The sequence below is a fragment of the Pseudarthrobacter oxydans genome, assembly GCF_030812335.1.
Taxonomy (GTDB): Bacteria; Actinomycetota; Actinomycetes; order Actinomycetales; family Micrococcaceae; genus Arthrobacter; species Arthrobacter oxydans_B.
Map to the genome: position 1 here is coordinate 397,278 of NZ_JAUSSN010000001.1, position 26,461 is coordinate 423,738.

General features: G+C 67.7%; 23 protein-coding genes. 17 read left to right on the forward strand and 6 right to left on the reverse strand.

The genetic code is table 11. The features are described 5' to 3' along the window. The first annotated feature begins 73 nt into the window (after window positions 1–73). Together J2W14_RS01900 and J2W14_RS01905 are read left to right on the forward strand one after the other, a co-directional pair. Window positions 74–1,327: an aminopeptidase P family protein gene (locus J2W14_RS01900; protein ID WP_307457569.1), complete on the forward strand. Its 1,254-nt coding sequence runs from the start codon at window positions 74–76 to the stop codon at window positions 1,325–1,327. A gap of 80 nt (window positions 1,328–1,407) precedes the next feature. Next, window positions 1,408–2,235, forward strand: coding sequence for an IclR family transcriptional regulator (locus tag J2W14_RS01905; protein ID WP_307457572.1), 828 nt, complete (start codon window positions 1,408–1,410; stop codon window positions 2,233–2,235). A 39-nt stretch (window positions 2,236–2,274) separates the two neighbouring features. Here J2W14_RS01905 and J2W14_RS01910 read toward each other — a convergent pair whose 3' ends face one another. Continuing rightward, entirely contained in the window at window positions 2,275–3,879 is a 1,605-nt protein-coding gene (locus tag J2W14_RS01910) for a PucR family transcriptional regulator (protein ID WP_307457575.1), read from the reverse strand. Window positions 3,880–3,984: 105 nt separating this feature from the next. On the opposite strand from J2W14_RS01910, the gene J2W14_RS01915 reads away from it, so the two are divergent. After that, entirely contained in the window at window positions 3,985–5,514 is a 1,530-nt protein-coding gene (locus J2W14_RS01915; protein ID WP_307457578.1) for a purine-cytosine permease family protein, read from the forward strand. 16 nt (window positions 5,515–5,530) lie between these two features. Further along, entirely contained in the window at window positions 5,531–6,334 is an 804-nt protein-coding gene (locus J2W14_RS01920; protein ID WP_307457582.1) for a creatininase, read from the forward strand. Window positions 6,335–6,602: 268 nt separating this feature from the next. Here the strand turns inward: J2W14_RS01920 and J2W14_RS01925 are convergent, their stop codons facing one another. Continuing rightward, window positions 6,603–7,418: a CPBP family intramembrane glutamic endopeptidase gene (locus J2W14_RS01925; protein WP_307457585.1), complete on the reverse strand. Its 816-nt coding sequence runs from the start codon at window positions 7,416–7,418 to the stop codon at window positions 6,603–6,605. A gap of 107 nt (window positions 7,419–7,525) precedes the next feature. On the opposite strand from J2W14_RS01925, the gene J2W14_RS01930 reads away from it, so the two are divergent. Together J2W14_RS01930 and J2W14_RS01935 are read left to right on the forward strand one after the other, a co-directional pair. Then, window positions 7,526–7,999, forward strand: coding sequence for a MarR family winged helix-turn-helix transcriptional regulator (locus J2W14_RS01930; protein WP_307457588.1), 474 nt, complete (start codon window positions 7,526–7,528; stop codon window positions 7,997–7,999). Between the two features lie 89 nt (window positions 8,000–8,088). Beyond that, a complete protein-coding gene (locus J2W14_RS01935) occupies window positions 8,089–9,546 on the forward strand; it encodes an MFS transporter (protein WP_307457591.1) in 1,458 nt (485 codons plus the stop codon). Between the two features lie 77 nt (window positions 9,547–9,623). On the opposite strand, the gene J2W14_RS01940 is transcribed toward J2W14_RS01935, so the two are convergent. From J2W14_RS01940 to J2W14_RS01955, 4 genes are all read right to left on the reverse strand, one after another. Continuing rightward, window positions 9,624–10,382, reverse strand: coding sequence for a maleylpyruvate isomerase family mycothiol-dependent enzyme (locus tag J2W14_RS01940; protein ID WP_307457593.1), 759 nt, complete (start codon window positions 10,380–10,382; stop codon window positions 9,624–9,626). Continuing rightward, on the reverse strand, window positions 10,382–11,203 hold the full coding sequence (locus J2W14_RS01945; protein ID WP_307457597.1) for a fumarylacetoacetate hydrolase family protein: 822 nt from the start codon (window positions 11,201–11,203) through the stop codon (window positions 10,382–10,384). Before J2W14_RS01945 ends, J2W14_RS01940 begins: the two co-directional genes overlap by 1 nt. Then, on the reverse strand, window positions 11,200–12,345 hold the full coding sequence (locus J2W14_RS01950) for a cupin domain-containing protein (protein ID WP_307457600.1): 1,146 nt from the start codon (window positions 12,343–12,345) through the stop codon (window positions 11,200–11,202). The genes J2W14_RS01945 and J2W14_RS01950 overlap by 4 nt, the downstream gene beginning before the upstream one ends. A 198-nt stretch (window positions 12,346–12,543) precedes the next feature. Continuing rightward, a complete protein-coding gene (locus J2W14_RS01955; RefSeq protein ID WP_307457603.1) occupies window positions 12,544–13,365 on the reverse strand; it encodes an IclR family transcriptional regulator in 822 nt (273 codons plus the stop codon). Window positions 13,366–13,414: 49 nt separating this feature from the next. Between J2W14_RS01955 and J2W14_RS01960 the strand changes: the two genes are divergently transcribed. The 11 genes from J2W14_RS01960 (at window position 13,415) to J2W14_RS02010 (ending at window position 26,419) form a co-directional block, all read left to right on the forward strand. Next, window positions 13,415–14,770 (forward strand): MFS transporter, encoded by a 1,356-nt coding sequence (locus J2W14_RS01960; protein ID WP_307457606.1) that lies wholly within the window; start codon window positions 13,415–13,417, stop codon window positions 14,768–14,770. After that, window positions 14,763–16,019 carry an FAD-dependent oxidoreductase gene (locus J2W14_RS01965; protein ID WP_307457609.1) on the forward strand — a complete coding sequence of 419 codons (1,257 nt, stop codon included), beginning with the start codon at window positions 14,763–14,765 and terminating at the stop codon, window positions 16,017–16,019. Before J2W14_RS01960 ends, J2W14_RS01965 begins: the two co-directional genes overlap by 8 nt. Window positions 16,020–16,182: 163 nt before the next feature. Then, window positions 16,183–16,977 carry an IclR family transcriptional regulator gene (locus J2W14_RS01970; protein ID WP_307457611.1) on the forward strand — a complete coding sequence of 265 codons (795 nt, stop codon included), beginning with the start codon at window positions 16,183–16,185 and terminating at the stop codon, window positions 16,975–16,977. Window positions 16,978–17,207: 230 nt separating this feature from the next. Next, window positions 17,208–18,485: a cytochrome P450 gene (locus J2W14_RS01975; RefSeq protein WP_307457613.1), complete on the forward strand. Its 1,278-nt coding sequence runs from the start codon at window positions 17,208–17,210 to the stop codon at window positions 18,483–18,485. Between the two features lie 5 nt (window positions 18,486–18,490). Then, a complete protein-coding gene (locus J2W14_RS01980; protein ID WP_307457616.1) occupies window positions 18,491–19,654 on the forward strand; it encodes a PEP/pyruvate-binding domain-containing protein in 1,164 nt (387 codons plus the stop codon). 69 nt (window positions 19,655–19,723) lie between these two features. Further along, the gene (locus J2W14_RS01985; RefSeq protein ID WP_307457618.1) at window positions 19,724–21,592 is read left to right on the forward strand and encodes a PEP-utilizing enzyme; all 1,869 of its coding nucleotides are present in this window, start codon (window positions 19,724–19,726) and stop codon (window positions 21,590–21,592) included. Beyond that, window positions 21,585–22,391, forward strand: a complete 807-nt coding sequence (locus J2W14_RS01990; RefSeq protein ID WP_307457621.1) for an SDR family NAD(P)-dependent oxidoreductase — start codon at window positions 21,585–21,587, stop codon at window positions 22,389–22,391. The genes J2W14_RS01985 and J2W14_RS01990 overlap by 8 nt, the downstream gene beginning before the upstream one ends. Before the next feature lie 47 nt (window positions 22,392–22,438). Beyond that, entirely contained in the window at window positions 22,439–22,759 is a 321-nt protein-coding gene (locus J2W14_RS01995; protein ID WP_307457624.1) for a 2Fe-2S iron-sulfur cluster-binding protein, read from the forward strand. Between the two features lie 2 nt (window positions 22,760–22,761). After that, a complete protein-coding gene (locus tag J2W14_RS02000) occupies window positions 22,762–24,105 on the forward strand; it encodes an NAD(P)/FAD-dependent oxidoreductase (RefSeq protein WP_307457626.1) in 1,344 nt (447 codons plus the stop codon). A gap of 41 nt (window positions 24,106–24,146) precedes the next feature. Next, window positions 24,147–24,890 carry an HD domain-containing protein gene (locus J2W14_RS02005; RefSeq protein ID WP_307457629.1) on the forward strand — a complete coding sequence of 248 codons (744 nt, stop codon included), beginning with the start codon at window positions 24,147–24,149 and terminating at the stop codon, window positions 24,888–24,890. Next, the gene (locus J2W14_RS02010) at window positions 24,887–26,419 is read left to right on the forward strand and encodes an aldehyde dehydrogenase family protein (protein WP_307457631.1); all 1,533 of its coding nucleotides are present in this window, start codon (window positions 24,887–24,889) and stop codon (window positions 26,417–26,419) included. Before J2W14_RS02005 ends, J2W14_RS02010 begins: the two co-directional genes overlap by 4 nt. Window positions 26,420–26,461 lie beyond the last annotated feature (42 nt).

Consider the following 26,461-nt stretch of genomic DNA (forward strand, 5'->3'; position numbering starts at 1 on the left):
GAATGCAACCAACACGGGGTGCTCACCCGTTCCGACGTTCCCCGTGAAGAAACCATCGACGAAAGGCACCACAATGACCACGACCACCGACAACGCTTCGTCCATCGCCGAACTGGAGCGCCTCAAGGTCCTGCATAACGGCACGAAGGTCAGCCTCACGTTCTCCGACGCCGAGTTTGAGCGCCGGCTGGCCGGACTGCGCCGGATCATGGCGGAGAAGAGCCTGGACGCCGTCGTCCTGACGAGCTACCACTCCATCAAGTACTACTCCGACTTCCTGTTCACCTACTTCGGCCGCTCCTACGCCATGGTGGTCACCAAGGACGACACCGTGACCGTCACGGCCAACATCGACGCCGGCATGCCCTGGCGCCGCAGCTACGGCGACAATGTGGTCTACACGGACTGGCGCCGCGACAACTACATCTTCGCCATCCAGGAGGTGCTGCGCACCCGCGGCATTTCCCCGCGCCGGATCGGCGTCGAAGATGACTCGCTCCCGCTGGACAACCGCAACAAGATCCAGGCCGCCTTCGAATCGGCCACCCTGATCGACGTCGCCCAGGCAGCCATGCGCCAGCGGATGATCAAATCGGCCGAAGAGATCGAGGTCATCAAGCACGGGGCCCGCATCGGCGACCTGGGCGGGGAAGCCATCCGCAACGCCATCACCGGCGGGATCACCGAATACGAGGTCGCCCTGATCGGCACCGAAGCCATGGTCCACGAAATCGCCCGGACCTTCCCGGATTCCGAAATCCGGGACACCTGGGTCTGGTTCCAGTCCGGCATCAACACCGACGGCGCCCACAACTGGGCGACCACCCGCAAGATCCAGGAACACGACATCCTGTCCCTGAACTGCTTCCCGATGACTTCCGGCTACTACACGGCCCTGGAACGCACCCTGTTCTACGGCGAGCCCGACGCCCGCTCCCTGGAGCTGTGGAACATCAACGTGGAAGTCCACAAGCGCGGCCTTGAACTCATCAAGCCGGGCGCGGTCTGCAAGGACATCGCGGCTGAACTCAACGAGATCTACGTGGGCCACGGCCTGCTGGCCAACCGGACCTTCGGCTACGGGCACTCCTTCGGCGTCCTCAGCCACTACTACGGCCGGGAGGCCGGACTCGAGCTCCGCGAGGACATCGACACCGTGCTGGAACCGGGCATGGTGGTCTCCATGGAACCGATGATCACGGTCCTGGACGGCCAGCCCGGCGCGGGCGGCTACCGTGAGCACGACATCCTGGTGGTCGGCGAGGACGGCGCGGAGAACATCACCAAGTTCCCGTTCGGCCCCGAATACAACATCGTGGGCGCCTGATCCGCTGACCCGCAATGAAGCGGCGCCACGTCTGACGTGGCGCCGCTTTTCGGCCCCCGTACGGAATGATGGGAGGCACCATGAGTCCAGAAGAATCTGCTGACACCCCCACAAACGGCGACACCAAGGGCACCTCCGTCATCGTCAACGCCATCGCCGTGCTGCGGACTTTCACCGCCGACGAGCCGCTGCTCGGGGTCACCGAGATCGCCAACCGCGTCGGCCTGCACAAAAGCACCGTTTCCCGGATCCTGGCCACGTTCGAGCAGGAGCACCTCGTGGAGCGCGATCCGGAAACCCGCCGCTTCCGTCTAGGCCTGGGCCTCATCGCCGTTGCCGGCCCGCTGCTCGCGGAACTGGAGGAACGGCGAGTGGCGTACCCGGTGCTGCGGGAACTCACCGAACAGACCGGCGAAACCAGCGCCCTGATGGTCTGGAACGGGTCCGAGTCGATGTGCGTGGAACAGATCGCCAGCCACCACCAGATCAAACACACCACCCCGTTGGGCGCCCGCTACCAGGACGCCATGAGCGCCTCCGTGCAGGTGTTCCTCTCCGCCGAACCGGCCGAGCGTGTCCGTGCCCTGCTCCGCAGCGGAGCCATCACCTATCCGGGTCTGGATGATGCCAGCCTCGACGGTTACCAGACCAAACTCAGCGACGTCGTCCGCCGCGGGTGGGCCATCAACTACGGGGAATCATCCATCGACGAGGTCGGCGTCGCCGCGCCCGTCTTCGACCACCGCGGGGACATCGTGGCCGCCGTGCTCATCCCGGCCCCCCGCTTCCGTGTCTCCCGCGAGCGGCTGCAAAACCTGGGCGAGGCGTGCGCCGCTGCTGCGGGCCGGGTCACCACGCGCCTCGGCGGACGTCCGCCGGCGAGGCCGGAGCGGGCCGGCCCCGGGTAGGACTCAGGCCGGCCGGGCTCCTCCGGGCAGCCTGACTACTCAGGCCAGCCGGGCCAGCCGGGCGGCCAGATGCAGTGCCGCCAGCCGGCCCGAGTCCCGGGGGTCGCCGCCGCACAGCTCGAAGATCCGCCGCAGCCGCTGGTGCATCGACTGCCGCTCCACATGAAGCTCGCGGGCCGCGTGGGCGGTGTTGCAGCCGCAGTCCAGCCACGTGGCCAGGGTGTCGAGCAGCCGCGAATTTCGCTGTGCGTCGTGATCCAGGAGCGCGCCCAGTTGCTGGCGCACGAAGTTCCGCCGCTGGTACGGGTCCAGCGATTGAACAGTGAGACGTTCCACCGCGAAGGCTTCGGCGTCGATCACGGGACGGTGCACGCCGCCGCTTCCCGGGCGGGCCTGTTCCGGGGAAGCCGCCAATTCCAGCGTGAGCTTGGCTTCGGACAGCGACCAGGGAGCGTCCGAAATGCCGGCCACCAGTGGGCCCACGGCGGCGAGCGTTCCGTCCATGGCGGGCAGCTCCGAGAGGTCTGCCAGGAGCCGCTGCCGGCTCTCTTCCGTGGCATCCCCGGCCAGACTGGCTATGGCGAGAAGCTCGGCGTTGTCGACGTAGGTGGCGTGGGACTGCGCCGCCCGGGACAGGTGCTGCTCGAGGGATGTGCGCAGCTGTTGGGAGATATCCGAGCGCACCACCACGGCCACGAGCGGGGCGGAGACCGGAATTCCGGCGGCTGACGCCAACTGTTGCAGCCGCCAGGGCTGGCTGCCCGAATCGATGGCGCGGATCAGTGCTGCTCCGGCAACCTCCCGCAGTCCGGGGGACATCCGCTGCAGCATGGCCAGGGCCAGAATGTCCACGGAGCGTTTTCCGGCAGTCCGGGCAAGGTTCTCGTCCTCCTCCGCCGGAACCCGGAGCAAGAGCTGCGCGGCCAGGATGCCACGGACCGGAACGTCGATGTGGATCAGGCGTGCATGCTCGTGCGGCGCGGATTCTGGTATCCCGGGTCCAGGGGTCCCGGGCTCGGGCGCGGCACTGCTGGCGTCTGCGTCGGCGGCGGTGCCGGCGTCGGCGGTCTCGGCATGCGCTGGCGTGGCACTGGCCAGGGGTGCGCCGGTGAGGGATGCCAGCGTCACCTCACTGTGGGTGATCCCCGCGAGCACGGCCAGGATCCGGTCCAGGCTGCCGCCGTGTGCCAGCTCGACGGCCATCGCGTGACTGGCCTCATCCGCCCGCCGCAGCTGCGAGACCGACTCGCTGACCAGTGAGGAGTTGATGGCCTGCATAACACTGACAAACGGCACCACCTTGCGCAGTTCGATCAGCGGAAGGCCGGCTGCTTCGGCAGCGGCCACCATCGAGGACGGGAGTGATGGGAGGGCGACGCCGGTTTCGATGGCCAAGGCAGCCACTCCGCGCTCTGCCAGCTGGCGGATGTAGGTGACCCGCCGCTCCTCGGAGGCGAGGGCGAGGGCCTCCCCTCCCGTCAGCAGGAGTTCCCCGCCGTCCAGCAACGGCGCGATGTCCAGAATCTCACTGGAGTGGATCCAGCGGAGCTGGGTCCTGGCCGCGGTACCTGCCGCCGCCCGGACCACCGGATCAGCGGCCGCAAGGGTCGGATGGGCTAAGACATCCTGAAGACGTACTGTCATGACACTCCGTCGCGTAAAGCAAGCATTAACTAGACACATCCTATATAGCCGGATGTGGCATATGCCACATAATCTTGAAGGACCCACTCACTCACGGAGGCTCCAATGCGTGAAACCCCCCCAATGATTTCGGCTAGCCCCGCCCCCGCAGTCAACGAAGACTGCGAAGCCTGGCTCCAGCCCATCCCCGAATCCCAGCGGACGCGGAAGGTCTCAGGCCAGTTCTGGATCTGGGCCGGCGCCAACCTCGCCCCGATCAACTGGGTGCTCGGCGCCCTCGGCATCCACCTCGGCCTCGGCTTCGCCGACACCGTCACTGTTCTGGTTTTGGGGAACCTGATCGGCATGCTGCTCTTCGGCTGCTTCGTGCTGCTGGGCCAGAAGACGGGGGCGACCGGCATGGTCCTGGCCCGGGCCGCGTTTGGCCGCCGCGGAAACTACCTTCCGGCAGCCATTCAGGCGCTGCTGGTCATCGGCTGGTGCGCGGTCAACACCTGGATCATCCTGGACCTGGTGATGGCGCTGTTCGGCACCCTCGGCTGGGTTGACCCGACGGCCCAGAACTACGCCTGGAAGATCGGCGTCGCCACGGCCATCATGGCCGCGCAGGTCGCCATCGCCTGGTTCGGCTACAGGGCCATTGCGGCCTTTGAAAAGTGGACCGTGCCGCCCACCATCATCATCCTCGCCGTGATGTCCGCCGTCGCCTGGTTCGGCATGAAGATCAACTGGTCCTACGCCGGACCGGCCGGCAATATCCTCGAAGGCTCCGAGCGCATCGCCGCGATGAGCGCGGTCATGACGGCGATCGGCATCGGCTGGGGCATCACCTGGTTCACGTATGCCGCCGACTACTCCCGCTTCGTCAGCACCGAAGTGCCCAAGCGCAAGGTCTACCTCGCCTCGGTCCTGGGGCAGTTCATCCCCGTCGTCTGGCTCGGAATCCTGGGCGCCAGCCTGGCCACCAACAGCGGTGAGATCGACCCCGGCAAACTGATTGTCCAGAACTTCGGCGTCCTGGCGCTCCCGGTCCTCCTGATGGTCCTGCACGGGCCCATCGCCACCAATATCCTGAACATCTACACCTTCTCCGTCGCGACGCAGGCCCTCGACATCACCATCAGCCGCCGCAAGCTCAACCTGTTCGTCGGTGTGTTCTCGCTCGCCGCCGTCGTCTTCTTCATCTTCCAGGAGGACTTCGCCGCCGTCCTGGACGCGTGGCTGATCGGACTCGTAGCGTGGGTGGCCGCCTGGGGCGGCGTCATGCTGGTGCACTACTTCTGGATTGAGAAGCGTTGGCCCAGCGACCCGGCCCGGCTGTTCGACGCGGTGGGCACCAAGCGCCTCCCGGGTGTGAACCCCGCGGGCATCGCGTCCCTGCTCATCGGAATCTTCGCCACCTGGCTGTTTATGTACGGGCTGGTCCCGGCAATGCAGGGCCCCATCGCCGTAGCCCTCGGCGGGTGGGATCTGTCCTGGCTGGCCGGCGGACTGTCCAGCGCCACGGCCTACGCCCTGATGGGGCCGCGCTTCCACAAGAAGTACCTTCAGGTGCCCAGCGCCGACGAGGCTGCCCCGGTTTCCGCTCAGCATCGCATCAGCGACCTCTCCGCAGCCACCACCACCGCCCTCTGACCAGGAGATCACCAGCATGGACAAGTCAGTATTTCTGGAAGACCTGGATGCCTTTGCCTACCGCGAAGCCTTGGCATCAGGGGAGGCGATCGTCCTCATTCCCGTCGGTTCCCTGGAGCAGCACGGCCCGCACCTTCCGCTGGGAACGGACACCATCCTGTCTTCCCATTTCGCCGAGGGTGTCGCGCGGCGGCTGGGTGCACTGGTTGCCCAGCCGATCGCCTACGGGTACAAGTCGCAGCAGAAGTCCGGCGGCGGCAACCACCTCTCGGGCACTGTCAGCCTGGATGGCGCCACCCTCGTCGGCGTGGCGCGCAACCTGGTCAAGTCCTTCCTCAAGCAGGGCGTCCGGCACGTGGTCTTCATCAACGGCCACTTCGAGAACTATCAGTTCCTGTACGAGGGAATCGACCTGGCCCTGGACGAACTGGGGATTGAGCCCGGGGCCGAGCAGAGCGTGCTGCTGCTGTCGTACTGGGACTTTGTCAGCCAGGACACGCTGATGCAGGTCTACCCCGATGGCTTCCCGGGCTGGGACATCGAGCACGGCGGGGTCCTGGAAACCTCACTCATGCTCCACCTCGAACCGGCCCGGGTTGCCATGGACCGCCTGATCGACGGGCCTGCCGCGGTCCTGCCGCGCTTCGACAGGCTGCCGGTGGTGCCGGAGCGGACACCCGCCACCGGGTGCCTGTCATCCGCCGCGGGCTCCAGCACTGCCAAGGGCGGGCTGCTGTACGGGCAGGTGGTCGGAGATCTGGCCGCCGACCTCGCAGGTGAACTGATCCGTGAACCCGCGCTCGCAGTTGTTCCGGCGTAGGGCATAACGATCCACAGGCCTCCTCCGAAGGGGTAGCTGCGCTCCTGCCCGGTTACCTCTTCGGAGGAGGCCTGGCCACGGCGTGTCGCCTGGTCCGGGCCGCTTCCCTGGACGGGTAACTGGGCGGGAGCGCGGGACCCGCCGCTCACTCTGGGTTGGCTGCCCGGCTGCCCGGCTGGCGGTCTGCCCGGCAAACCGCGACCACGCCCTCGAGGTGCTCGCGGACAGCTGGTACCACCTGCTGTCCGGCGAGGGCTGAAGGCAGCGCTCAGTACAGGAAGATCGGCAGCCAGTCGTGGTTGTGGGCGTGCACCAGCGCGAGGAACAGCACGAAGTCGAAGGCCAGGTGCACCGTCACGACGTAGGTGAGGGACTTCGTCAGCTTGAAGGTGTAACCCTGCAGCAGGGCGAACGGGAACGTCAGGAGCGGCCCCCACGCCTGGTAGCCGATCTCCCACAGAAACGACGAGAAGATCACGGCTTGCAGGATGTTTGCCAGCCAGTCCGGAAAGTGCCGCCGCAGCAGTGCGAACGTGGTGCAGACAAAAAACAGCTCGTCCCAGATGCCAACGGCGTTCACTCCGAGAAAGAGCTTCCAGAAGATCGCCGGGTCGGAGGCGTCCGGCCAGTTTTGGTAGACCCCGGTGCTGATCAGGTAGACGGGCAGAATGAAGTATCCGAGCAGGACGACGCCGATCAGGTACAACCTCGCGGTCAACGGCCATTTACGGCCGGTGTTCACCGGAAACTTGATGATGTCCTCGCGGTAGACGAACCGTGACACCAGCCACGGGACCAGTACGGCCAGGGCGAGGGCGCCGCCCATGAGGACCATGTGCTGGGTGCTCAAGTCAGCGTTAAGCGGAACAACGCTGATGATGACCATTCCCGCCGCGATCAGCGCGAGGTGCCGCATCAGTTCGCGGTCAATGATGGCCGCCGCGACCAGGCCCCCGGCAAGCAGACCGTAGCCAAGGTCATTCTCGGCGCCGAACAGCAGCACGCCGGACACGGAGACAAGCCCCGCCGGCACCAGTTTCCAGCTGAGTGCGGTACGGGGACGTTCCGTCGAGATCGATGTCACCCCACCAGCATGCCAGTGCCGTCCGTGGAGCGGAACGGCTCAGGGGCAGGCACCTTGGGCCGCAGGCGCCGGACGGGGTGGTCCGGCCCGAAGCCTATGCTTATGGAATGGAAAGTGTTGGCGCAAAAGACGGACCGGCGAAGGTTGTGGACCACCGCGCCCTGGCCGTGTCGGTGATCGACATTTCCTCCGATATCCGCCGGAAATCGCTTAATGACACCGGCGTCCGGCCGCTGTCCAACGGCGTCCTGGAAATCCTCCGGGTCATCGAAAGCCACCCCGGCATCACGGTCGCGGAAGTCGCGTCCCGCCTCGGCCGGCAGTTCAGCAACGTCAGCGTCCAGCTCCGCGAACTGGTCGCCGCCGGCCTCGTCACCCGCACCCGTGACGCCGCCGACAAACGCTTTGTCGCCCTCCATCCCACCGCGGAATCCCAGCGGATCAAGGCGCTTCTGGAAGGCGCCTGGGCGGAAGCGCTGGCCTCGGCAAGTTCCCGGCTGCTGCCCGAAGAGCGCGAACAAATCGCAGCCAGTCTGCCGGCCCTGCAGCGCCTCGCTGCGCTCCTCGGGGAGCCCGAGTAACCCTCATCACCGCCAAAACCGTCCCGAATCACGCCTGGATAGTAGTTATACTTGCATAAGTATTATTACTTTGAAGGGTGGTCCTGGGCGTGGCAACAAAGTTACTAGATGCGGGTATTCAGCAGGGGATCAGGCCTAAGAACCGCTGGTGGGCGCTGGTGTTTCTGGCCCTCGCGCAATTTATGGTGGTGCTGGACGGCACGATCGTGAACCTGGCACTGCCGCGCCTCCAAGTGGAGATGGGCATCAGCGATTCGACGCGTTCCTGGGTGGTCACGGCCTACGCTTTGGCCTTCGGCGCCTTCCTGTTGCTCGGCGGACGGATCGCGGACTTCTGGGGCCGCAAGCGGACCTTTATTGTGGCCGCCGTCGGCTTTGCCGTCGCGTCCCTGCTCGGCGGCATCGCGCAGCAGCCGTGGGAGCTGATCGGCGCCCGCGCCCTGCAGGGCGTCTTCGCTGCGCTGCTGGCCCCGGCCGCCCTGGCCCTTCTGACCGTCGCCTTTCCGGGCGGCAAGGACCGCGGCACGGCGTTCGCGGTCTTCGGCTCCATCACCGGTGTCGGTGCCGCCGTCGGCGTCCTGCTGGGCGGTTTCCTGACCGAGCACGTGAGCTGGCGCTGGTGCTTCTTCGTGAACGTGCCGATCGCCGTCATCGCGCTCGCCGGCGTGTGGTCGCTCGTCAGCGAAAGCAAGGCCCAGGGGTCCACCAAGTACGACTGGCCTGGTGTCGTCCTGGCTGCCCTGGGCCTGGGCTCCCTCGTGTTCGGCTTCACCAACGCGGAGCACGGCTGGGACGCCCCGGAAGCCTGGGGTTTCATCGCCGTCGGCGCCGTGCTCATTGTGCTGTTCGTCGTCGTCGAACGGAAGGTCAAACACCCCCTTCTGCCGCTGCGCGTGGCCACAGAGCGGAACCGCGCAGCGGCCTTCCTGGCCTCGTTCCTGTCTGGTGCGGTGCTCATTGGCGGCATCCTGTTCATCAACTTCCACATCCAGATCGTGCTCGGCTTCGCGCCGTTCCTCGCCGGCCTCGCGTCGCTGCCCATGACGGTGGCGGTGATCATCACGGCAGGGCTGGTCGCGAAGAACCTGCACAAACTGGGGGCCAAGATCCCCACGGCCGTGGGTCCGGTCTTCCTGGCGGCAGCGATGCTGTGGCTCACCCAGGTGTCCGCCGAGGGCGGCTACCTCGTGAACATGCTGCCGGCGCTGCTTCTGATGGGTGCCGGGCTGGGCATGATCTTCGTGCCAATGCAGAACCTCGCCCTGTTCGGCGTGGACAAGGATGATGCCGGCGTGGCCAGCGCCTTGGTCAACGCCTCGCAGCAGATCGGCGGCTCCCTGGGTATCGCCCTGTTCAGCACCATCGCGGCGGCCACCGCGGCCGGAGGCGCCTCGCTGGCCGCGCTCTCGAACGGCTACTCCATGGTCTTCCTCTGGGCCGCGGGCGTGGCGATCCTGATCACACCGATCGCCCTGCTGCTCATCAACATCGACCGAAGGGAGTTCACCGGCACCGACGGCGACGCGCCCGTGGTCCATCTGGGCTGACCCCGGCCGGCGGGAGTTAAAACGGAAAGGCCCCCTCAGCGAGGGGGCCTTTCTCGTGCTGTTGTGCGTAGTGCGGCTCAGATCCACTTCGGTGCGGCCGGAACCGTACCATTGGTGGTTTCAGTGCCGGGTCCCGTGGCGGTGATGCCGCTGCGGCCGCGGCCTGCGGCCCATTGGACGACGGCGGCCAGCGGTCCGGAGACCACGGTCGCCGACTCGGCTGTGGTGTCGCCGAGGGTGAGTTCCTGGTCGGTTACCTTGATCACTAGGCCCGCGTCGGTGCCGCGGGTGTGCCAGGCGCCGATGATGTCCGTCAGTAGCCGTTCGAGCACGGGTGCCGGGATGTCCCGGAAGCTCGCGCCGTTGTCGAGATCGACGGCGTGCATCCAGACTTCGCGGGTGCGCATCCAGACCGTTTCCGTGGCGGGCACTTCCCGGCCCTGGATGGTGCGGACTGTGTGGTGCCAGGCGTCCCCGGGCAGGTCCCGCCATTCGACGTTCAGGTGCACGGCGGAGTGGTCGAACAGGTGCCGCAGCGCGATCGGGCTCAGCGTGGCGCCGAAGTCGATCTCGTGGTCCCGGACCGCGGTGGAGGCATACATCGGGGTTTCCACCCCGGTGGCTGCCCACTCGACGAGCCGGGCGATGGCACGGGCGTTGTGGCCGATGTGCGCCGTGATGTGGCGGCGGGTCCAGCCCGGCAGCAGCGAATCGCCGTCGAGTTCCGCGTCGGTGAGTTCGTTGAGCTTGCGGGCGAAGAACGCCGTGCCGCGGCGCGCCTGCAGCAGGGCCGCGAGCAGCTCCGGGTCCGTCGTCTGGTCGTGGCGGGCAACCATCAGGCTTCCTTGACCACGCGGTTCTTCAGCTCTCCCAGGCCCTCGATGGTGGTGACCAGGAGCTGGCCTTCCTGCAGGTAGCGCTTGGGGTCCTGGGCGTGGCCCACCCCTCCCGGGGTGCCGGTGGCGATGACGTCGCCGGGGTTCAGGGTGATGATGGCGGAGATGTAGGAGACCAGGAACTCGGGTGTGAAGACGACGTCGTTCGTGGGGGTCTGCTGCTGGATCTCGCCGTCGACCGCGGTGGTCATGAGGCCGCCGCTGAACTCGTCCTTGGTGACCAGGGCGGGACCGAACGGGGTGGACTTCTCCCAGGTCTTGCCCTGCAGCCACTGGATGGTGCGGAACTGGTAGTCGCGCATGGACACGTCGTTCAGGACGGCGTACCCGGCGATGTGGTCCGCGGCGTCGGCTTCGGCGATCCGGCGGCCCTTCTTGCCGATCACGACGGCGAGCTCGGACTCCCAGTCGACGGTGTCGGATTCCTGCGGCAGGGCCAGGTCATCGTTCGGGCCAATCAGGGATTCCTGGTACTTGGCGAACAGGGTGGGGAACTCGGGGACTTCCCGGCCCATTTCCTTGATGTGGTTGCGGTAGTTGTGGCCCACGCAGATGATCTTGCCGGGGGAGGGAACGACGGCGTCCAGGTCAGCGCCCTCGAGCGGGTGCGTGGCACCGGACGCGGCCTGCGCGGTCGCTTCCCAGTCCGCGGTGCGCAGCAGCGCTCCGACGTCGGCGAAGCCGTCGATCTCGGTCAGGGTGCCGCCGTCCTGGCGGACAGCCTTCGTGCCGTTTTCAGTGCGGAGCGTGAGGAGTCTCATGTGTTGTTGCGTCCTTCGATGTAGGTGCGGTTGAAGTTCAGCCGTTCGAAAATGGGGGCGTCGCTGAATCGGAACAGATCAAACTCCGTTTGAGAGCCAGCGTCCGCCTGCAGGGACCACTGGGTCCAGGACGGGACGACGAACAGGTCGCCCTTGGTTAGGGTCCTTACCTCGCCGTTCAGGGTGGCGGTGCCGGAACCTTCGAAGACCTGCCAGACGCTGGAGCCGACCTCGCGGAGGGCCTCGGTGGTGGCGCCGGCGCGGAGGCGGTGGAATTCGGCCCGGATGGTCGGCATGACGTCCCCGCCGGTGGTGGGGTTGGTGTAGCGGACGGCGGCGTGGCCCTGGGACACGGTGGCCGGATGGCCCTCGTCCTCGAGCAGCAACTGCTCGGTGAGGGCCCGGTCCGTGTATTCCCAGCGGTACGCCGCGATGGGGGAGCTCGTGGTGTCATCCAGGCCTGAGAGCGGGCGCAGGCCGGGGTGGGCCCAGAGCCGCTCGGAGCGGGAGATGTCCGGGGTGGCCTCGTCGGTGACGCGCTCGGTGCCGAACTCGAAGAACCCGGCGTCGGCGTAGTGCACAAACGGGATGTCCAGGCCGTCGATCCAGGCCATCGGCTCATCGGTGTCGTTGTGGTGGCCGTGGAAGTTCCAGCCCGGGGTCAGCAGGAAATCCCCGCGGGACATCCGCACCGGATCCCCGTTCACGACCGTCCAGACACCCTCGCCCTCGACGACGAAGCGGAACGCGTTCTGGGAGTGGCGGTGTTCCGGAGCGGTCTCGCGGGCACCGAGGTACTGGATCGCTGCCCACAGCGTCGGGGTGGCATACGGCGTCCCGGCCAGGCCCGGGTTGGCCAGGGCAATGGCGCGGCGTTCCCCGCCGCGGCCCACCGGAACCAGGTCCCCGGCGCGGGCGGCCAGCGGGTACAGGTCGCTCCACCGCCAGACGTGGGGCACCGCCTTGGGCGTCGGGACCATCGGCATCAGGTCCCCGATCTCGGTCCAGAGCGGGATCAGGTTCTCGCGGTCAAAATCCCGGTACAGCTCCTTGAGCTGCGCGGCTTCCTCGGGCGTCGGCTCCGCAGCGACGTGCTGCGCGGCCACTGATTCGTGAGTCGTGTTCTCGGCGCTGATGGACACGTGGGCCTCCTCGGTAGGTCAGAACAATTCTTGGGCGTAGTTCGACTCTACGGACGCGGCGGTGTGACCCCCAGCATATTCTGCCAGTCAGAATTGTTTGATTGGTCCCCGCGCGGGCTCGACTGACTGACTCGCAGCTGAGGCCGTTATGAGCCCTCAAAACGGCCTAAGCTGCGAGTCACTTGGACCGCGGGGTGTTCAGTCCGGCTCGGCCGGATTGGCCGCGATATCGATCTCCAACTGGCGGCAGGTTTCCCGCAGGGCGGGGACGAGCCCGGCGTCGAACACCGTGCGGAAGCGGGTCGCGGGAGTCGCGACGCTGAGCGCGCCGACCACGTGCCCGTGCCGGTTGTGCAGGGCCATCCCGAGGGCGCTCACTCCATCCTCGGTGCCTTCGAAATTGGCCGCGAAGCCGTTGCCGCGGATGGATTCCAGCTCGCGCAGGAACGCCGGGTAATCCGCAGCTGGAATCGTGTCCCCGCCAATCTCGGCATTGTTGCTGCGGAAGAGCTGATCGATCATGTGGGGTTCCAGTTCGGCGAGCATCGCCTTGCCCCCGGAGGTTCTATTGGCCGGCATCACGGTCCCCTGCCGGTCACCCACCCGCAAGACATTGTTCCCTTCCACCGTGGCCAGGAAACGCACCTTTGTCCCCACCCGCACCATGAGGTTGACGGTCTCGTTGAGCTGCGCGGAGAGCAGCTCCATGTGCGGCTGGGCGAGCGAGCGGAGCAGCCTGGTCCAGCCCAGCCCGGCCGGCCCGACCCCCATGGCCGGACCGGGCACGTACCGGCGGGTCTCGTCCTGCACGGCGAATCCGCGGTAGACCAGCATGGCCAGGAGGCGGTGCGCGGTGGACGGGGCAACCCCCAGCTCCTCGGCGGCGTCCTTGAGCCGCAGCGTCCCGACGTCGCGAAGCAGCTGCAGGAGCTGCAGCGCGTTGTCGACCGCCTCGATGGAATAGGTCGGCCGCTTCTGCACGGGCTTCCGGGCCGACTTGGACGCTGGCTTGTTCTGCACATCAGAATTGTATTGTGGTTCACCTGCGACGGCTAGGACAGTGAGTGGCATGAATCACACACCTTCCGCTGCAGCGCCGCACCGGTCTTCGCCTGGGGCTCCGGCCCCCACCGCCGTTGGGCCCGCCTCACGGTTCTCCAAAGGCTCGGCACTCGCCGTCTTCGTCTGCTGGCTTTTGGTGGTCTTCGATGGCTATGACCTCATCGTCTACGGCACCGTCCAGTCCTCCCTGATCTCCGAAACCGGATGGGGCCTGACCAAGGCCACGGCCGGAACCATCGGGTCCATGGCCTTCCTCGGCATGATGATCGGGGCGATCTTCGCCGGCCGCATGGCCGACTCCTGGGGCCGCCGCCGCACCATCCTGGGCTGCGCCATCGTCTTCTCCATCTTCACCGTCCTGTGCGCCTTCGCCCCCAACGCGGCCGTCTTCGGCGGCCTGCGGCTCCTTGCCGGCATCGGGCTCGGCGGGCTGGTGCCCTCGGCGAACGCCCTTGTTGCCGAACTGGTCCCCACCAAATGGCGGTCCACCATCGCCACCCTGATGATGTCCGGTGTTCCGATCGGCGGATCCATCGCCGCGCTCGTCGGCATCCAGCTGATCCCCGCCTACGGCTGGCAGTCCATGTTCCTCGTGGCCGTGCTGGCCCTGGTGATCGTGGTGCCGCTCGGACTGAAATACCTTCCCGAGACGCTGGCTCCGGTCAGCGCCACCGACAAGGCCGCCCGCAAGGCAGCCGGCAAAGACAGCGGGATCAAGGAACCGTCCGGCTTCTCCTCGCTGCTCCGCGCCCCGTACCTGGGGGTCAGTATCCTGTTCGCCCTGGCGACGATCGCCACCCTGTTCGCCTGGTACGGGCTGGGCACCTGGCTGCCGAACCTGATGCAGCTGGCCGGCTACAACCTGGGGTCCGCCCTGACCTTCGCCCTGGCCCTCAACCTGGGTGCCGTGGCCGGTTCGGTCATCACGGCCTGGGCCGGGACCCGGTTCGGTCCGGTGCCGACGGCCATCGCAGCGGCCGCCGTCGCGGCCGGCGCGCTCATGGTCCTGGTGACCGGACCGTCAGTCACCGTCGTGTACCTCATGCTGGTCCTCGCCGGCGTCGGCACCCACGGCACGCAGTGCCTCATCATCGCCGCCGTCGCGAGCCACTATCCCGGACACCTGCGGGGGACCGCGCTGGGCTGGGCGCTGGGGACGGGCCGCATCGGCGCTGTCGCCGCGCCCCAGGTCGGCGGCCTCCTCCTGGCCGCCGGGCTGGGCGTCAATTCGAACTTCCTCGCCTTCGCCGGTGCAGCCGCCATCGCCGCGGTCCTGCTGGCCGCCGTCGGACTCAAACTCAAATCCAAATCGTCAATCTCCCCCACACCCTCACTCTCACCAACAGGAGCAAGCAATGTCTGAGCACGCCACGTCCACCGATGTCCTCGTCATCGGAGGGGGAATGGCCGGACTGGCCGGAGCCCTCGCGCTGCGTGAAAACGGAGCCAACGTCACCCTCGTGGAGCGGGCCCCGGAATTCGGCGAGGTCGGTGCCGGGCTGCAGATGGCGCCCAACGCCTCCCGCGTTCTCCAGCGCTGGGGCCTGCTGGAAAAGGCGCTGGAAATCGGTGTCCAGCCCAAGCACCTGGTCTTCCGTGACGCCGTCACCGGTGAGGAACTCACACGCCAGACCTTGAACGGGGAATTCACGGACCGCTACGGCGCGCCCTACGTCGTGATCCACCGCAGCGACCTGCACCGGGTCCTGCTCGAAGGCTGCGAGGCTGCCGGCGTCACGCTCGTCAACGACGTCATGGTCGAGAGTGTTGAAACCGTCAACGGCCGCGGCGTGGCGCACACCGCGGCCGGCGTGGACTACGAGGCCGACGTCGTGATCGGCGCCGACGGGCTCAAGTCCACCCTGCGCCCGCTCGTGGCCAACGACGAGCCCGTCCCCTCGGCCTACGTCGCCTACCGCGGCACCGTGCCGATCACCGAAAACACCCCCAAGGCGGACCTCGAGGACGTTATTGTCTACCTCGGCCCTGACTGCCACCTCGTGCAGTACCCGCTGCGCAAGGGCGAACTGCTGAACACCGTGGCCGTCTTCAAGTCCGCCTCCTTTGAACGCGGCGAAGAGCAGTACGGCGGAGTCGACGAGCTCGAGGCTGCCTACAAGGACTGCGTCCCGGCGGTCCAGGAAGCGCTCAAGAACCTGGCCACCGGCATCCGCTGGCCCATGTACGACCGTGACCCGATCGAAAACTGGGTCGCCGGCCGGATGGTGCTGATGGGCGACGCCGCGCACCCGATGCTCCAGTACCTCGCCCAGGGCGCCTGCCAGGCCCTCGAGGACGCCGCCGCGCTGCAGGACGCCAGCAACGGCACCGTCTTCACCGCCAACGGCATCCACCCGGAAGCCTGGGACGGTGCGATCCGGGAATTCAACACCCTCCGCGCCGGCCGCACGGCCCGGGTGCAGCGCACCGCCCGCGTCTGGGGCGAGTCCTGGCACGTCTCCGGACTGGCCCGGACGCTGCGCAACCTGCTCTTCAAGAGCCGCAAGGACAACGACTTCCGGTACAACGACTGGCTGTACGGCACCGACGGCGACGGCGTGCCGCCCGTCCGCGCGGCCCGGGCCAGCGTCGCGGAACGCGTCTCCGCCTGACCGGCTGTTTTTGGACGGACTCCGGGCCGGTTCCTTCGTGGAGCCGGCCCGGAGCCCTTTAATACCGGTCCGGACTACACTCGATTCCGGGCGGGCCACCGGGCCTGGTGACGGCACGAAGCGCGTCCAGCGCCGGTGACAAGCCCGCGACAAGGAGGTCAGGATGGCCGGCGGCAGCCGCGAACCGGGCAGGACCGTGACCTCGAAGGTCCTCGCCATCCTCGAGGCCTTCGAGAAGTCCCGTGGCGCCCTGAGCCTGACCGACATCGCTGAAAAATCCGGGCTGCCACTGAGCACCGCGCACCGCCTGGTCAACGAACTCACCGACTGGGGATTTCTCTCCCGCGAACCGAACGGCCGCTACCAGCTGGGCATCCGGCTCTGGGAACTGGCCCAGAACACCGGGCGACAGTTGCGCGACGCGGCCCGGCCCTACATCCAGGACCTCTTCTCGCTCACCGGCGAAACCGCCCATCTGGCGGTCCGGGCCGGCCACGAGGTGCTCTACATCGACCGCGTCTACGGCTCCAAGCGGGTGCCCCGCGCCGGCCGGGTCGGCGGCCGCCTGCCCATGCACGCGACCGCCGTCGGAAAGGTCATCTTGGCCTTCGAGGAGGACTGGGTCCGGGACGCCTACCTGAACCGGCAGCTGGAACGGCACACCGCCCATACGCATGTGGACCCCAAGAAGCTGGCCGCGGAGCTGATCCAGATCCGCGAACAGGGCTACGCCACCACGCTGGAGGAGGTCCGGCTGGGGTCCTGCTCGATCGCTGTGCCGGTCTTCCACACCGGCAGGATCGGCGCCGCGATCGGCCTGGTGCTGCCCACCAGCCAGGCCGCCACGATGACCCGGCACCTGCCGGTCCTGCGGGGCATCGCCGCCCAGATTGAGCGCGCCACGGCCCGGATTCCGCTGGAAACGCTGCTGGGCAGCCACGTCGCCGGCGCGGACTGAGCCGGCAGGGAACTGGCCCGGGTCGAGCACCCCGCCGCACGGCTTCCGGTGGTCTGAGCCGGCAGCCCTCGACTTGCGGCCGGCCTGGATACCGGTCGCGGCCGGGAACAACTGGCTTCCGCTCAGTGGAAGTAAATCCTGCCCTCGGAGAGTGATCGGGCCCACACTGGGAATAAGAACCCCCGGCAGGCACCGCCGCCGCCGGCGGGACCGAAAACCAAGGAGCCCAGATGTCATCGTCGACTGAAACGGCAGGCCACTGTCCCTTTGGCCACGGCGCCGAAGCCCCCGCCGGGCACCACGGCTACGAGCCGTTCCAGATGAAGAATCCCTTCCCCGCCTACGCCGAACTCCGGGCCGAGCAGCCCGTGATGTTCGACGAGAGGGTCGGCCTGTACGTCGTCTCCCGCTATGACGACATCAAGGCCGTCTTTGAGGACTGGGAGACCTTCTCCAGCGAAAACGCCCAGGCCCCCGTCCGCGAACGCGGCGTCGCCGCGAAGAAGATCATGGAAGACGGCGGCTTCACCGCCTACTCCGGCCTGTCCGCCCGCCGCCCGCCGGAGCACACCCGCATCCGCGCCGTGGTGCAGAAGGCCTTCACGCCCCGCCGCTACAAGGCACTGGAACCCTTCATCCGGCAGAACGTCATCGAGCTGCTCCAGACCATGCTGGCCCGCCCGGAACACCGCGGCGACATGGTCAAGGACCTCGCCTACGACGTCCCCACCATCACCATCCTCACCCTGATCGGCGCGGACGTCTCCCAGGTGGACACCTTCAAGCGCTGGAGCGACTCCCGCGCCGCGATGACCTGGGGCGACCTCAGCGACGAGGAACAGATCCCGCACGCCCACAACCTCGTCGAGTACTGGCAGGAATGCCTGCGCCTGGTCCGGGTGGCCCACGAGGAGGGCGGGGACAACCTCACCGCGGACCTCGTGAAGTCGCAGCAGGAGGGCGCCGAGATCTCGGACCACGAGATCGCCTCCGTCCTCTACAGCCTGCTCTTCGCCGGCCACGAGACCACCACCACGCTGATCTCCAACGCCCTCCGCGAGCTCCTGGCCCGGCCCGAGCAGTGGAATCAGCTCGTCGAGGACCCCAAGAAGATCCCCGCCGCCATCGACGAGGTCCTCCGCTACGCAGGCTCGATCGTCGGCTGGCGGCGCAAGGCCCTCAAGGACACCGAGGTCGGCGGCGTCGCGATCGAAAAAGGCGCACAGCTGCTTCTCCTGATGGGCTCCGCCAACCGTGACGAGAACAAGTTCGACGCCGGCGAGGACTTCGACATCACCCGCCCCAACGCCCGCGAGCACCTCTCCTTCGGGTACGGCATCCACTACTGCCTGGGCAATATGCTCGCCAAGCTCCAGGCCAAAATTGCGCTCGAGGAAGTCGCCCGGCTCGCCCCGGAGCTGCAGCTGGAGACGCCGGAAGCCATCACCTTCCGCGAAAACCTCTCCTTCCGCGTCCCCGAGACCGTCCCCGTCAGCTGGAAGGCCTGAGAAATATGCAAAGCAACGAATACATCCAGTTCTTCGACGGCGGCATCGAACCGAAGCTCGAGAACCTCGGCGGCAAGGGTGCCTCCCTGGTCACCATGACCTCCGCTGGCATGCCCGTCCCGCCCGGCTTCGTCGTCACCACGGCCCAGTTCGACGCGTTTATGGAGGAAGCCGGCATCACCCGGCACATCCACCAGCTGCTCGCCGATCTGGACCCCGAGGATATGGGCCAGGTGGACAAGGTCTCCGCCGCCATCCGCGAGGACATCTGCTCCCGGGCGGTGCCGCAGGCGCTGCGCGAGCTCACCGTCGGCGCCTACGAGGCCCTGATGTCCCGCTTCGACGCACCCGTCCCGGTGGCGGTCCGCTCCAGCGCCACCGCCGAAGACCTGCCGGACGCCTCCTTCGCCGGGCAGCAGGACACCTACCTCTGGCTCGACGGCGTCAAGGCCGTCACCGAGCACATCCGGCAGTGCTGGGCCTCGCTCTTCACCTCCCGCGCCATCATCTACCGGCTCAAGAACAACATCCCCAACGAGGGCCTCTCGATGGCCGTCGTGGTGCAGAAGATGGTCAACGCCCGCGTCTCCGGCGTCGCGATCACCATGGACCCCACCAACGGCGACCGCTCCAAGATCACCATCGACTCCTCCTACGGGGTCGGCGAGATGGTGGTGTCCGGCCAGGTCACCCCGGACAACATCATGCTGGACAAGGTCACCCTGACCGTCATCTCCGAACACCTCGGCGACAAGCACGCCGAACTGGTCCCCGTCGCCGGGATCCGCGGCCTCGTCGAGCGGGAGGTCGACGCCGAACGCCGCGGCCGCCGCAGCCTCACCGACGCCGAACTCACCGCCGTCGCGCAGATGGCCAAGCGCGCCGAAAAGCACTACAAGTGCCCGCAGGACATCGAATGGGCCCTCGACACGGACCTGCCCGACGGCGAAAACCTGCTCCTGCTGCAGTCCCGCCCGGAAACCGTCCACTCGTCCAAACCGTCTGTCCCCTCCTCGGCGGCCACCGGCGGCTACTTCAGCGGACTCAGCCCCGCGCCCGCTGGACCCGCGCCCGGATCCCCGACGACGGCGGCCGGCCCGGCGCCGTCGTCCGCGTCCGGCTTCAGCCTCGGAAGCATCACCGCCGCGCTGCTGAAGCCCTCCTTCTAAAAAAGTTTTGGCCCGCTCGTCCGCTCCGTCACCCAGGCTCAACGCCGAGCCCGTATTGAAAGGACCGCCATGTCCCTGAAGTCCTTCCCCAAACCTTCCGAGCTCACGGTCCCCGCCGGCGCCGAGGGCTGGGAAAAGATCTACCCGTACTACCTGGTCTTCCAGGACAAGCTCAAGGAACAGGAGGATGCCAAGTTCTGGTTCTGCGACAGCCAGCACTGGCCCACCGTGTTCAAGCCCTTCGAGACCATCGGCGGCGAATTCGCGGTCAAGTGCCTGGGCCAGTACAACGCCCGGCACCTGATGATCCCCAACGCCAACGGCATCGAGTTCCGCATTCACCTCGGCTACCTCTACATGTCGCCCATCCCGGTGCCGGAGGACCAGATCGCCGCTCGGGTGCCCCTCTTCGAGCAGCGCGTGGGGCACTACTTCCAGAACTGGGAACAGCTCCTCAAGCAGTGGCACGTCAAGGTCAAGGGCACCATCGAGGAGATGGAAACCATCTCCTTCCCCAAGCTCCCGGACGTCGTTCCGATGGAGGACATCCTCTCCGGCAAGGGCAAGGACGGCTCCGAGAAGCTGCTGGAGAGCTACGACCGGCTGATCCAGCTCGCGTACCAGAACTGGCAGTACCACTTCGAATTCCTCAACCTCGGCTACATCGCGTACCTGGACTTCTTCAACTTCTGCAAGCAGGTCTTCCCCAACATCCCCGACCAGTCCATTGCCACCATGGTGCAGGGCGTGGACATGGAACTCTTCCGCCCCGATGACGAGCTCAAGCAGCTCGCCAAGCTCGCCGTTGAACTCGGGCTCCAGGCGCACTTCGGGAACACGGACGACGTCGACGCCACCCTGGCCGCCATCGCCGCGGCCCCCGGCGGGGACCGCTGGGCGGCCCAGTACGAGAACGCCAAGGACCCGTGGTTCAACTTCACCGTGGGCAACGGCTTCTACGGCCATGACAAATACTGGAACGAACACCAGGAAATCCCGCTCGGCTACATCGCGGACTACATCCGCCGCGTGGACGATGGCCAGGAAATCATGCGCCCGATCGAGGCCCTGATTATTGAACGCGACCGCATCATCGAGGAATACCGGGACCTGCTGGAAGGCGAACACCAGACGCTGTTCGACGCCAAGCGCGGCCTCGCCGCCACCGCCTACCCGTACGTGGAAAACCACAACTTCTACATCGAGCACTGGACCATGGGCGTCTTCTGGCGCAAGATCCGTGAACTCGGCCGCATGATGCAGGCCGAGGGCTTCTGGACCGAACCGGACGACCTGCTCTACCTGGGCCGCAACGAGGTCCGGGACGCGCTCTTCGACCTGGTCACCGGCTGGGGCGTCGGCGCCAAACCGATCGGCCCGGACTACTGGCCCGAGGAGATCGAACGCCGCCGCGGGATCGTGGACGCGCTCAAGACCGCCCGGCCCGCCCCGGCCCTGAACACCCCGCCGGAAATCATCACCGAACCCTTCACCCGGATGCTCTGGGGCATCACCACCGAGCAGGTCCAGCAGTGGCTGGGCGCCGGCGAAGCCGTGGAGGGCGGCGGGCTACGCGGCATGGCCGCCTCGCCCGGCGTCGTCGAAGGCCTGGCCCGCGTGGTCACCGACGCGGACCAGCTCTCCGAGGTGCAGCAGGGCGAGATCCTCGTCGCCACCGTCACGGCGCCGTCCTGGGGCCCGATCTTCGGCAAGATCAAGGCCACGGTCACGGACATCGGCGGCATGATGAGCCACGCGGCGATCGTCTGCCGTGAGTACGGCCTCCCGGCCGTGACCGGAACCGGCTCGGCCTCGACCACCATCAAGACCGGCCAGCGGCTGCGGGTGGACGGCACCAAGGGCACCGTCCAGATCCTCGACGAGGAACCGGAACTGCAGGTCGCCGGGCCCGGCGCCCACAGCCACAGCCATGTCTGACCGGAATATGCCTGCTGCGGAATATGACGGTGCGGGCCAGCCGGGCCCGGCGGTCCAGCCCGCCCGCACCGTCCTGATCACCGGTGCCGCCGGCGGCCTGGGCCGGGCGTTCGCGCTCGGCTTCGGCCGCCGCGGCTACCGGGTGGCGGTGGCGGACGTGAACCTCGACGGCGCGGAGGAAACGGCCAAACTGGTCCTCGACGCCGGTGCCGACGCCGCCGCCTTCCACGCCGACGTCACCAGCGTCGACTCCACCGAGGCCCTCGCGAAAAGCTGCGCGGACTTCGGCAACGGAAGCATCGACGTCGTGCTGAACAACGCGGCGGTGTATGCGGGGGTGACCCGCAGCCCGTTCGAGGACATCGACCCGGCCGAATGGGACCTGGTGATGAACGTGAACCTCAAGGGCCCCTGGCTCGTGACCCGGGCCGCCAGCCCGTACTTGCCCGAGGGCGGGCGCGTCATCAACCTCTCCAGTGCCACGATCTTCAGCGGCTCGGAGCAGTGGCTGCACTACGTCGCCTCCAAAGGCGGGGTGGTGGCCCTGACCCGGGTGATGGCCAAGGAACTGGGCCGGCGGGGGATCACGGTCAACGCGATCGCCCCCGGCTTCACCCTCACCGAGGCCAGCTACGGGCTGATGGAGAACGCCGAGAACTACGGCGTGGACCGCGGTGCGATCAAGCGGGCCAGCCAGCCGGAGGACATCGTCGGTGCGGCGCTGTTCCTGGCCGGGCCGGACAGTTCCTATTACACCGGGCAGACCATGGTGGTCGACGGCGGCCGCCAGTTCATCTGACTCTGCCCTCTTTGCCAACTTTCCGCTTTCAACCCCAAGGAGAACCAATGCCAACGGTTCATTTCACCGACGCCGAGGGCGACGTCCGCGACGTCCAGGGCAATCCCGGCGACTCCGTCATGGAAACCGCGGTTCGCAACGGCGTCCCCGGCATCGTGGCCGAATGCGGCGGGTCGCTATCCTGCGCCACGTGCCACGTCTTCGTCCGCGAGGACTGCCTGTCGAAGCTCCCGCCGATGGAGGACATGGAGGACGAGATGCTCTACGGCACCGCCGTGGACCGCGAGGACAACTCGCGGCTATCCTGCCAGCTCCGGCTGACGGACGAGCTGGAACTGTTCGTCACCACCCCGGAAACCCAGGTGTAGTGATGGGCACCCATGTTGCCGCCGCCGAAAAGACCGCCGCCGAGCAGCCGTCCGCCGGCGCCGCAGCGCAGCCGGACAGCCCCACCCGCACGGGCCTGCTGATCGTCGGCGCCAGCCAGTCCGGTGTCCAGCTCGCCGTGTCCCTGCGGGCGCTCGGCTTCGACGAGCACATCACGCTGCTCGGCGACGAGGACCACCGCCCCTACCAGCGCCCGGCCCTGTCCAAGGAGTTCCTGCAGGGCACGGTGGAGAGCGAATCCCTGATCTTCCGCTCCAATGAGTACTGGGCCGAGCACAACGTGGAGCTGGTCAAGGGCGAATACATCGTCCGGATCGAGAAGGAAGCGGACGGCTCCGGCGTCGCGCATGCCGCCTCGGGCAAACAGTTCCCCTTTAAGCGCCTCGCCCTCACCGTGGGCGCACGCGCCCGGAAACTGGAGATCGAGGGTGGGGACCTGGACGGCGTGCTCTACCTGCGCAACGCCGACGACGCCCTGGCGCTCAAGGCCCGGGTGGGGGACGCGCAGGACGTTGTGGTGATCGGCGGCGGGTTCATCGGCCTCGAAGCCGCGTCCAGCCTGCAGAAGATGGGCAAGAACGTCACCGTGCTGGAATTCGGCCCGCGGCTGGTGGGCCGCGCCGTCGGCGAGGAAACCGCCGAGTACTTCCTGCAGGCCCACCGCACCCGCGGCCTGGACATCCGGCTCAACACGAGCGCCAAACGCTTCACTACCGCTGGCACAGCAGATAATCGCACCGCCGTCGCCGCCGTCGAACTCCAGGACGGCACCGTGCTGCCCGCGCAGATCGTGCTGGTCGGCATCGGGGTCATCCCCAACACCCAGCTGGCCGAACAGCTCGGCCTCACCGTGGACAACGGGATCGTCGTGGACCGCTTCGCGCTGGCCTCAGACGGCACCACGGTGGCGATCGGCGACTGCGCCAACATGCCCAACCCGGTGCCCGGCTCGGAACCCGGCGAGCGGATCCGGCTGGAAAGCGTCAACAACGCGATCGAACACGCCAAGGTCGCCGCCTACTCGCTCACCGGCCGGCGCGAGGAATACGCCGGCATCCCGTGGTTCTGGTCCAACCAGGCCGACCTCAAGCTCCAGATCGCCGGACTCTGCAACGGCTACGACCGGACCGTGCTGCGGCGGGATGAGCAACGCGGCAAATTCAGCGTCCTCTACTACCGCCAGGGCCAGGTCATCGCCGCGGACTGCGTCAACGCCCCGCTGGACTTCATGGCCGTGAAAAACGCCCTCGCCAAAGGCCAGAACATCCCCGCCAACGCCGCCGCGGACCCGGCCACACCCCTCAAGACGATCACCACGGACAGCTAACTCCACTCAGACAGTAAGTCGGTCCCACCCGAAGGAGCATTATGACCACCCCCAAGACCCCGGTAGCCGACACCGGCACCGCGACCCCGGTTTCCGACAACCCGGCGGCTGCGGATTTCGCCGCCGCGTACCCGGTCCGGCCGGTCCCGGCGCCGGGACCGGTGGACACCGCCCCGATCGCCACCACTCCGGCGGCGCTCGAGGACCTCGATGGGCTGTGGCGGGCCGTGGTGCACGAGACCCGCACCCGCGGCAACGACATCCATCTGCCGATCTCCCTCGCCTTCGCCGAGCGGCTCTGCCGCGCCCACCCCGAGGCCGACGCCGAACTGGTCCGGGTGGCCACCCTGCTGCACGACACCGGCTGGGCCCACGTGGACGAATCCCGCATCATCTCCGAGGGCTTTACCGGCGACTGGCGCAAGGCCACCATCCGCTACGAACACGAGAAGCAGGGCTGCGACGTGGCCCGCCGGGTGCTGCCGGGCCTGGGCTACTCCACGGACTTCATCGAGCGTGTCTGCGCGATCATCGACGGCCACGACACCCGCCCGGTGGCCCACTCCCTGGAGGACGCGCTGATGCGCGACGCCGACCGGCTCTGGCGCTTCGACCAGGCAGGGATTGCCCTGGCCTCCTCCTGGTTCAAGATGGACCCGGCCACCTACACGGACCGGCTGGCCACGGAAATCGTGCCCGAACTCATCACCCAGGCCGCCCACGACATGGCCACCGCCGACCTGAACCGCTCCACCGCCCTGCTCAAGACGGCGGTGATCCGGTGACCGCCGCGACGCACGACGCTCCCGCACTGGCCGCCCGCGCCGCGCTCAAGCTCCCGTACACGCACGTGGACGATATCTTCGTCGACGGCGTCTGGACCCCGGCGCGCGGCACCGGCCGCAACCCGGTCACCGATCCCGCCACCGGCGAAGTCTGGGGCTCCGTCCCGGACGGCACCCCGGAAGACGTGGACGCCGCCGTCGGCGCCGCCCGCCGGGCGTTCGACGACGGCGGTTGGCCGCGGCTGGCGCCCTCCGAACGGGCCGCGTACCTCCTGCGCATCGCCGAGGAGGTGGAGAAGCGCGCCGGGGAACTCTCGCTGACGAACACCCGCGAGAACGGATCGCCGGTCTCCGAATCCGCCGGGGCCGCGGCCAACGCCGCGGGCATCTTCCGCTACTTCGCCACCCTCGCCGGCTACCTCGAACGCGAGGACGTCCGGGCCTTCCCCAAGGGCGGCGGCGAATCCGTGGTCCGGCGCGAACCGATCGGCGTGTGCGCGCTGATCGCACCCTGGAACTTCCCGATCAACCTGGTGGTCATCAAACTCGCCCCGGCGCTGCTGGCCGGTTGCACCGTGGTGATCAAACCGGCGTCGCCCACCCCTCTGTCGCTCCGGGTGATCATCGACGCGGTGGCCGCGGCCGGTGTCCCGGCCGGCGTCGTCAACCTGGTCACCGGGTCCGGGCGGCTGGGAGATGCCCTGGTGAAGCACCCGGGCGTGGACAAGGTGGCGTTCACCGGGTCGACGCCGGTCGGCCGGAAGATCGCGGCGGCCTGCGGCGAACTGCTGCGCCCCGTCACCCTGGAGCTCGGCGGAAAATCCAGCGCGATCGTGCTGCCGGACGCGGACCTGGACGCGATGTCCAAGGTGCTGATCCGCTCTTCGATGCGCAACACCGGGCAGACCTGCTATATCTCGACCCGCATCCTGGCTCCCGCCAGCCGCTACGACGAAGTCGTGGATATGGTCACCGGCACCATCGCCGCCGGAAAGCAGGGCGACCCGCTGGATCCGGACACGGTCTTCGGGCCCTGCGCGACGGAATCCCAGTACCACACGGTGCTGGAGTATGTGGACTCGGGGCTGGCCGAAGGCGCCCGCGCCACCACCGGCGGGCGCGCGGCGTCCCTGGGCGGCGGGCTGGAGGGCGGGTACTTCGTGGAACCCACCGTTTTCGCCGACGTCACCCCGGACATGCGGATCTCGCGGGAGGAGATCTTCGGCCCGGTCATCTGCATCCTGAGGTACGACGACGCCGGCGGCAGCGCTGACGAGGCCGTTGCGCTGGCGAACAACACGGAGTTCGGGCTGGGCGGGCTGGTGTTCGGCGGCGATCCGGACGCGGCGCTCGCCGTGGCGGACCGGATGGACACCGGCTCGGTGGGCATCAACTTCTTCGCCTCCAACCACGCCGCACCCTTCGGCGGCCGGCACGACTCCGGGCTCGGCACCGAGTACGGCATCGAGGGCCTTAACGCGTACCTGAGCTACAAGTCGATCCACCGGAGGCGGCCCGCCCACGGGTAAATCGGCCCTACCGGCAGGACGGTGGCCGGGCCGATAATCGGG

What these genes read in the sequence shown, in the direction of transcription:
- J2W14_RS01900 (WP_307457569.1), top strand. Translation starts at nt 74, where the DNA reads ATGACCACGACCACCGACAACGCTTCGTCCATCGCCGAACTGGAGCGC.
- J2W14_RS01905 (WP_307457572.1), top strand. Translation starts at nt 1,408, where the DNA reads ATGAGTCCAGAAGAATCTGCTGACACCCCCACAAACGGCGACACCAAG.
- J2W14_RS01910 (WP_307457575.1), bottom strand. Translation starts at nt 3,879, where the DNA reads ATGACAGTACGTCTTCAGGATGTCTTAGCCCATCCGACCCTTGCGGCC.
- J2W14_RS01915 (WP_307457578.1), top strand. Translation starts at nt 3,985, where the DNA reads ATGCGTGAAACCCCCCCAATGATTTCGGCTAGCCCCGCCCCCGCAGTC.
- J2W14_RS01920 (WP_307457582.1), top strand. Translation starts at nt 5,531, where the DNA reads ATGGACAAGTCAGTATTTCTGGAAGACCTGGATGCCTTTGCCTACCGC.
- J2W14_RS01930 (WP_307457588.1), top strand. Translation starts at nt 7,526, where the DNA reads ATGGAAAGTGTTGGCGCAAAAGACGGACCGGCGAAGGTTGTGGACCAC.
- J2W14_RS01940 (WP_307457593.1), bottom strand. Translation starts at nt 10,382, where the DNA reads ATGGTTGCCCGCCACGACCAGACGACGGACCCGGAGCTGCTCGCGGCC.
- J2W14_RS01945 (WP_307457597.1), bottom strand. Translation starts at nt 11,203, where the DNA reads ATGAGACTCCTCACGCTCCGCACTGAAAACGGCACGAAGGCTGTCCGC.
- J2W14_RS01960 (WP_307457606.1), top strand. Translation starts at nt 13,415, where the DNA reads ATGAATCACACACCTTCCGCTGCAGCGCCGCACCGGTCTTCGCCTGGG.
- J2W14_RS01965 (WP_307457609.1), top strand. Translation starts at nt 14,763, where the DNA reads ATGTCTGAGCACGCCACGTCCACCGATGTCCTCGTCATCGGAGGGGGA.
- J2W14_RS01970 (WP_307457611.1), top strand. Translation starts at nt 16,183, where the DNA reads ATGGCCGGCGGCAGCCGCGAACCGGGCAGGACCGTGACCTCGAAGGTC.
- J2W14_RS01975 (WP_307457613.1), top strand. Translation starts at nt 17,208, where the DNA reads ATGTCATCGTCGACTGAAACGGCAGGCCACTGTCCCTTTGGCCACGGC.
- J2W14_RS01980 (WP_307457616.1), top strand. Translation starts at nt 18,491, where the DNA reads ATGCAAAGCAACGAATACATCCAGTTCTTCGACGGCGGCATCGAACCG.
- J2W14_RS01985 (WP_307457618.1), top strand. Translation starts at nt 19,724, where the DNA reads ATGTCCCTGAAGTCCTTCCCCAAACCTTCCGAGCTCACGGTCCCCGCC.
- J2W14_RS01990 (WP_307457621.1), top strand. Translation starts at nt 21,585, where the DNA reads ATGTCTGACCGGAATATGCCTGCTGCGGAATATGACGGTGCGGGCCAG.
- J2W14_RS01995 (WP_307457624.1), top strand. Translation starts at nt 22,439, where the DNA reads ATGCCAACGGTTCATTTCACCGACGCCGAGGGCGACGTCCGCGACGTC.
- J2W14_RS02000 (WP_307457626.1), top strand. Translation starts at nt 22,762, where the DNA reads ATGGGCACCCATGTTGCCGCCGCCGAAAAGACCGCCGCCGAGCAGCCG.
- J2W14_RS02005 (WP_307457629.1), top strand. Translation starts at nt 24,147, where the DNA reads ATGACCACCCCCAAGACCCCGGTAGCCGACACCGGCACCGCGACCCCG.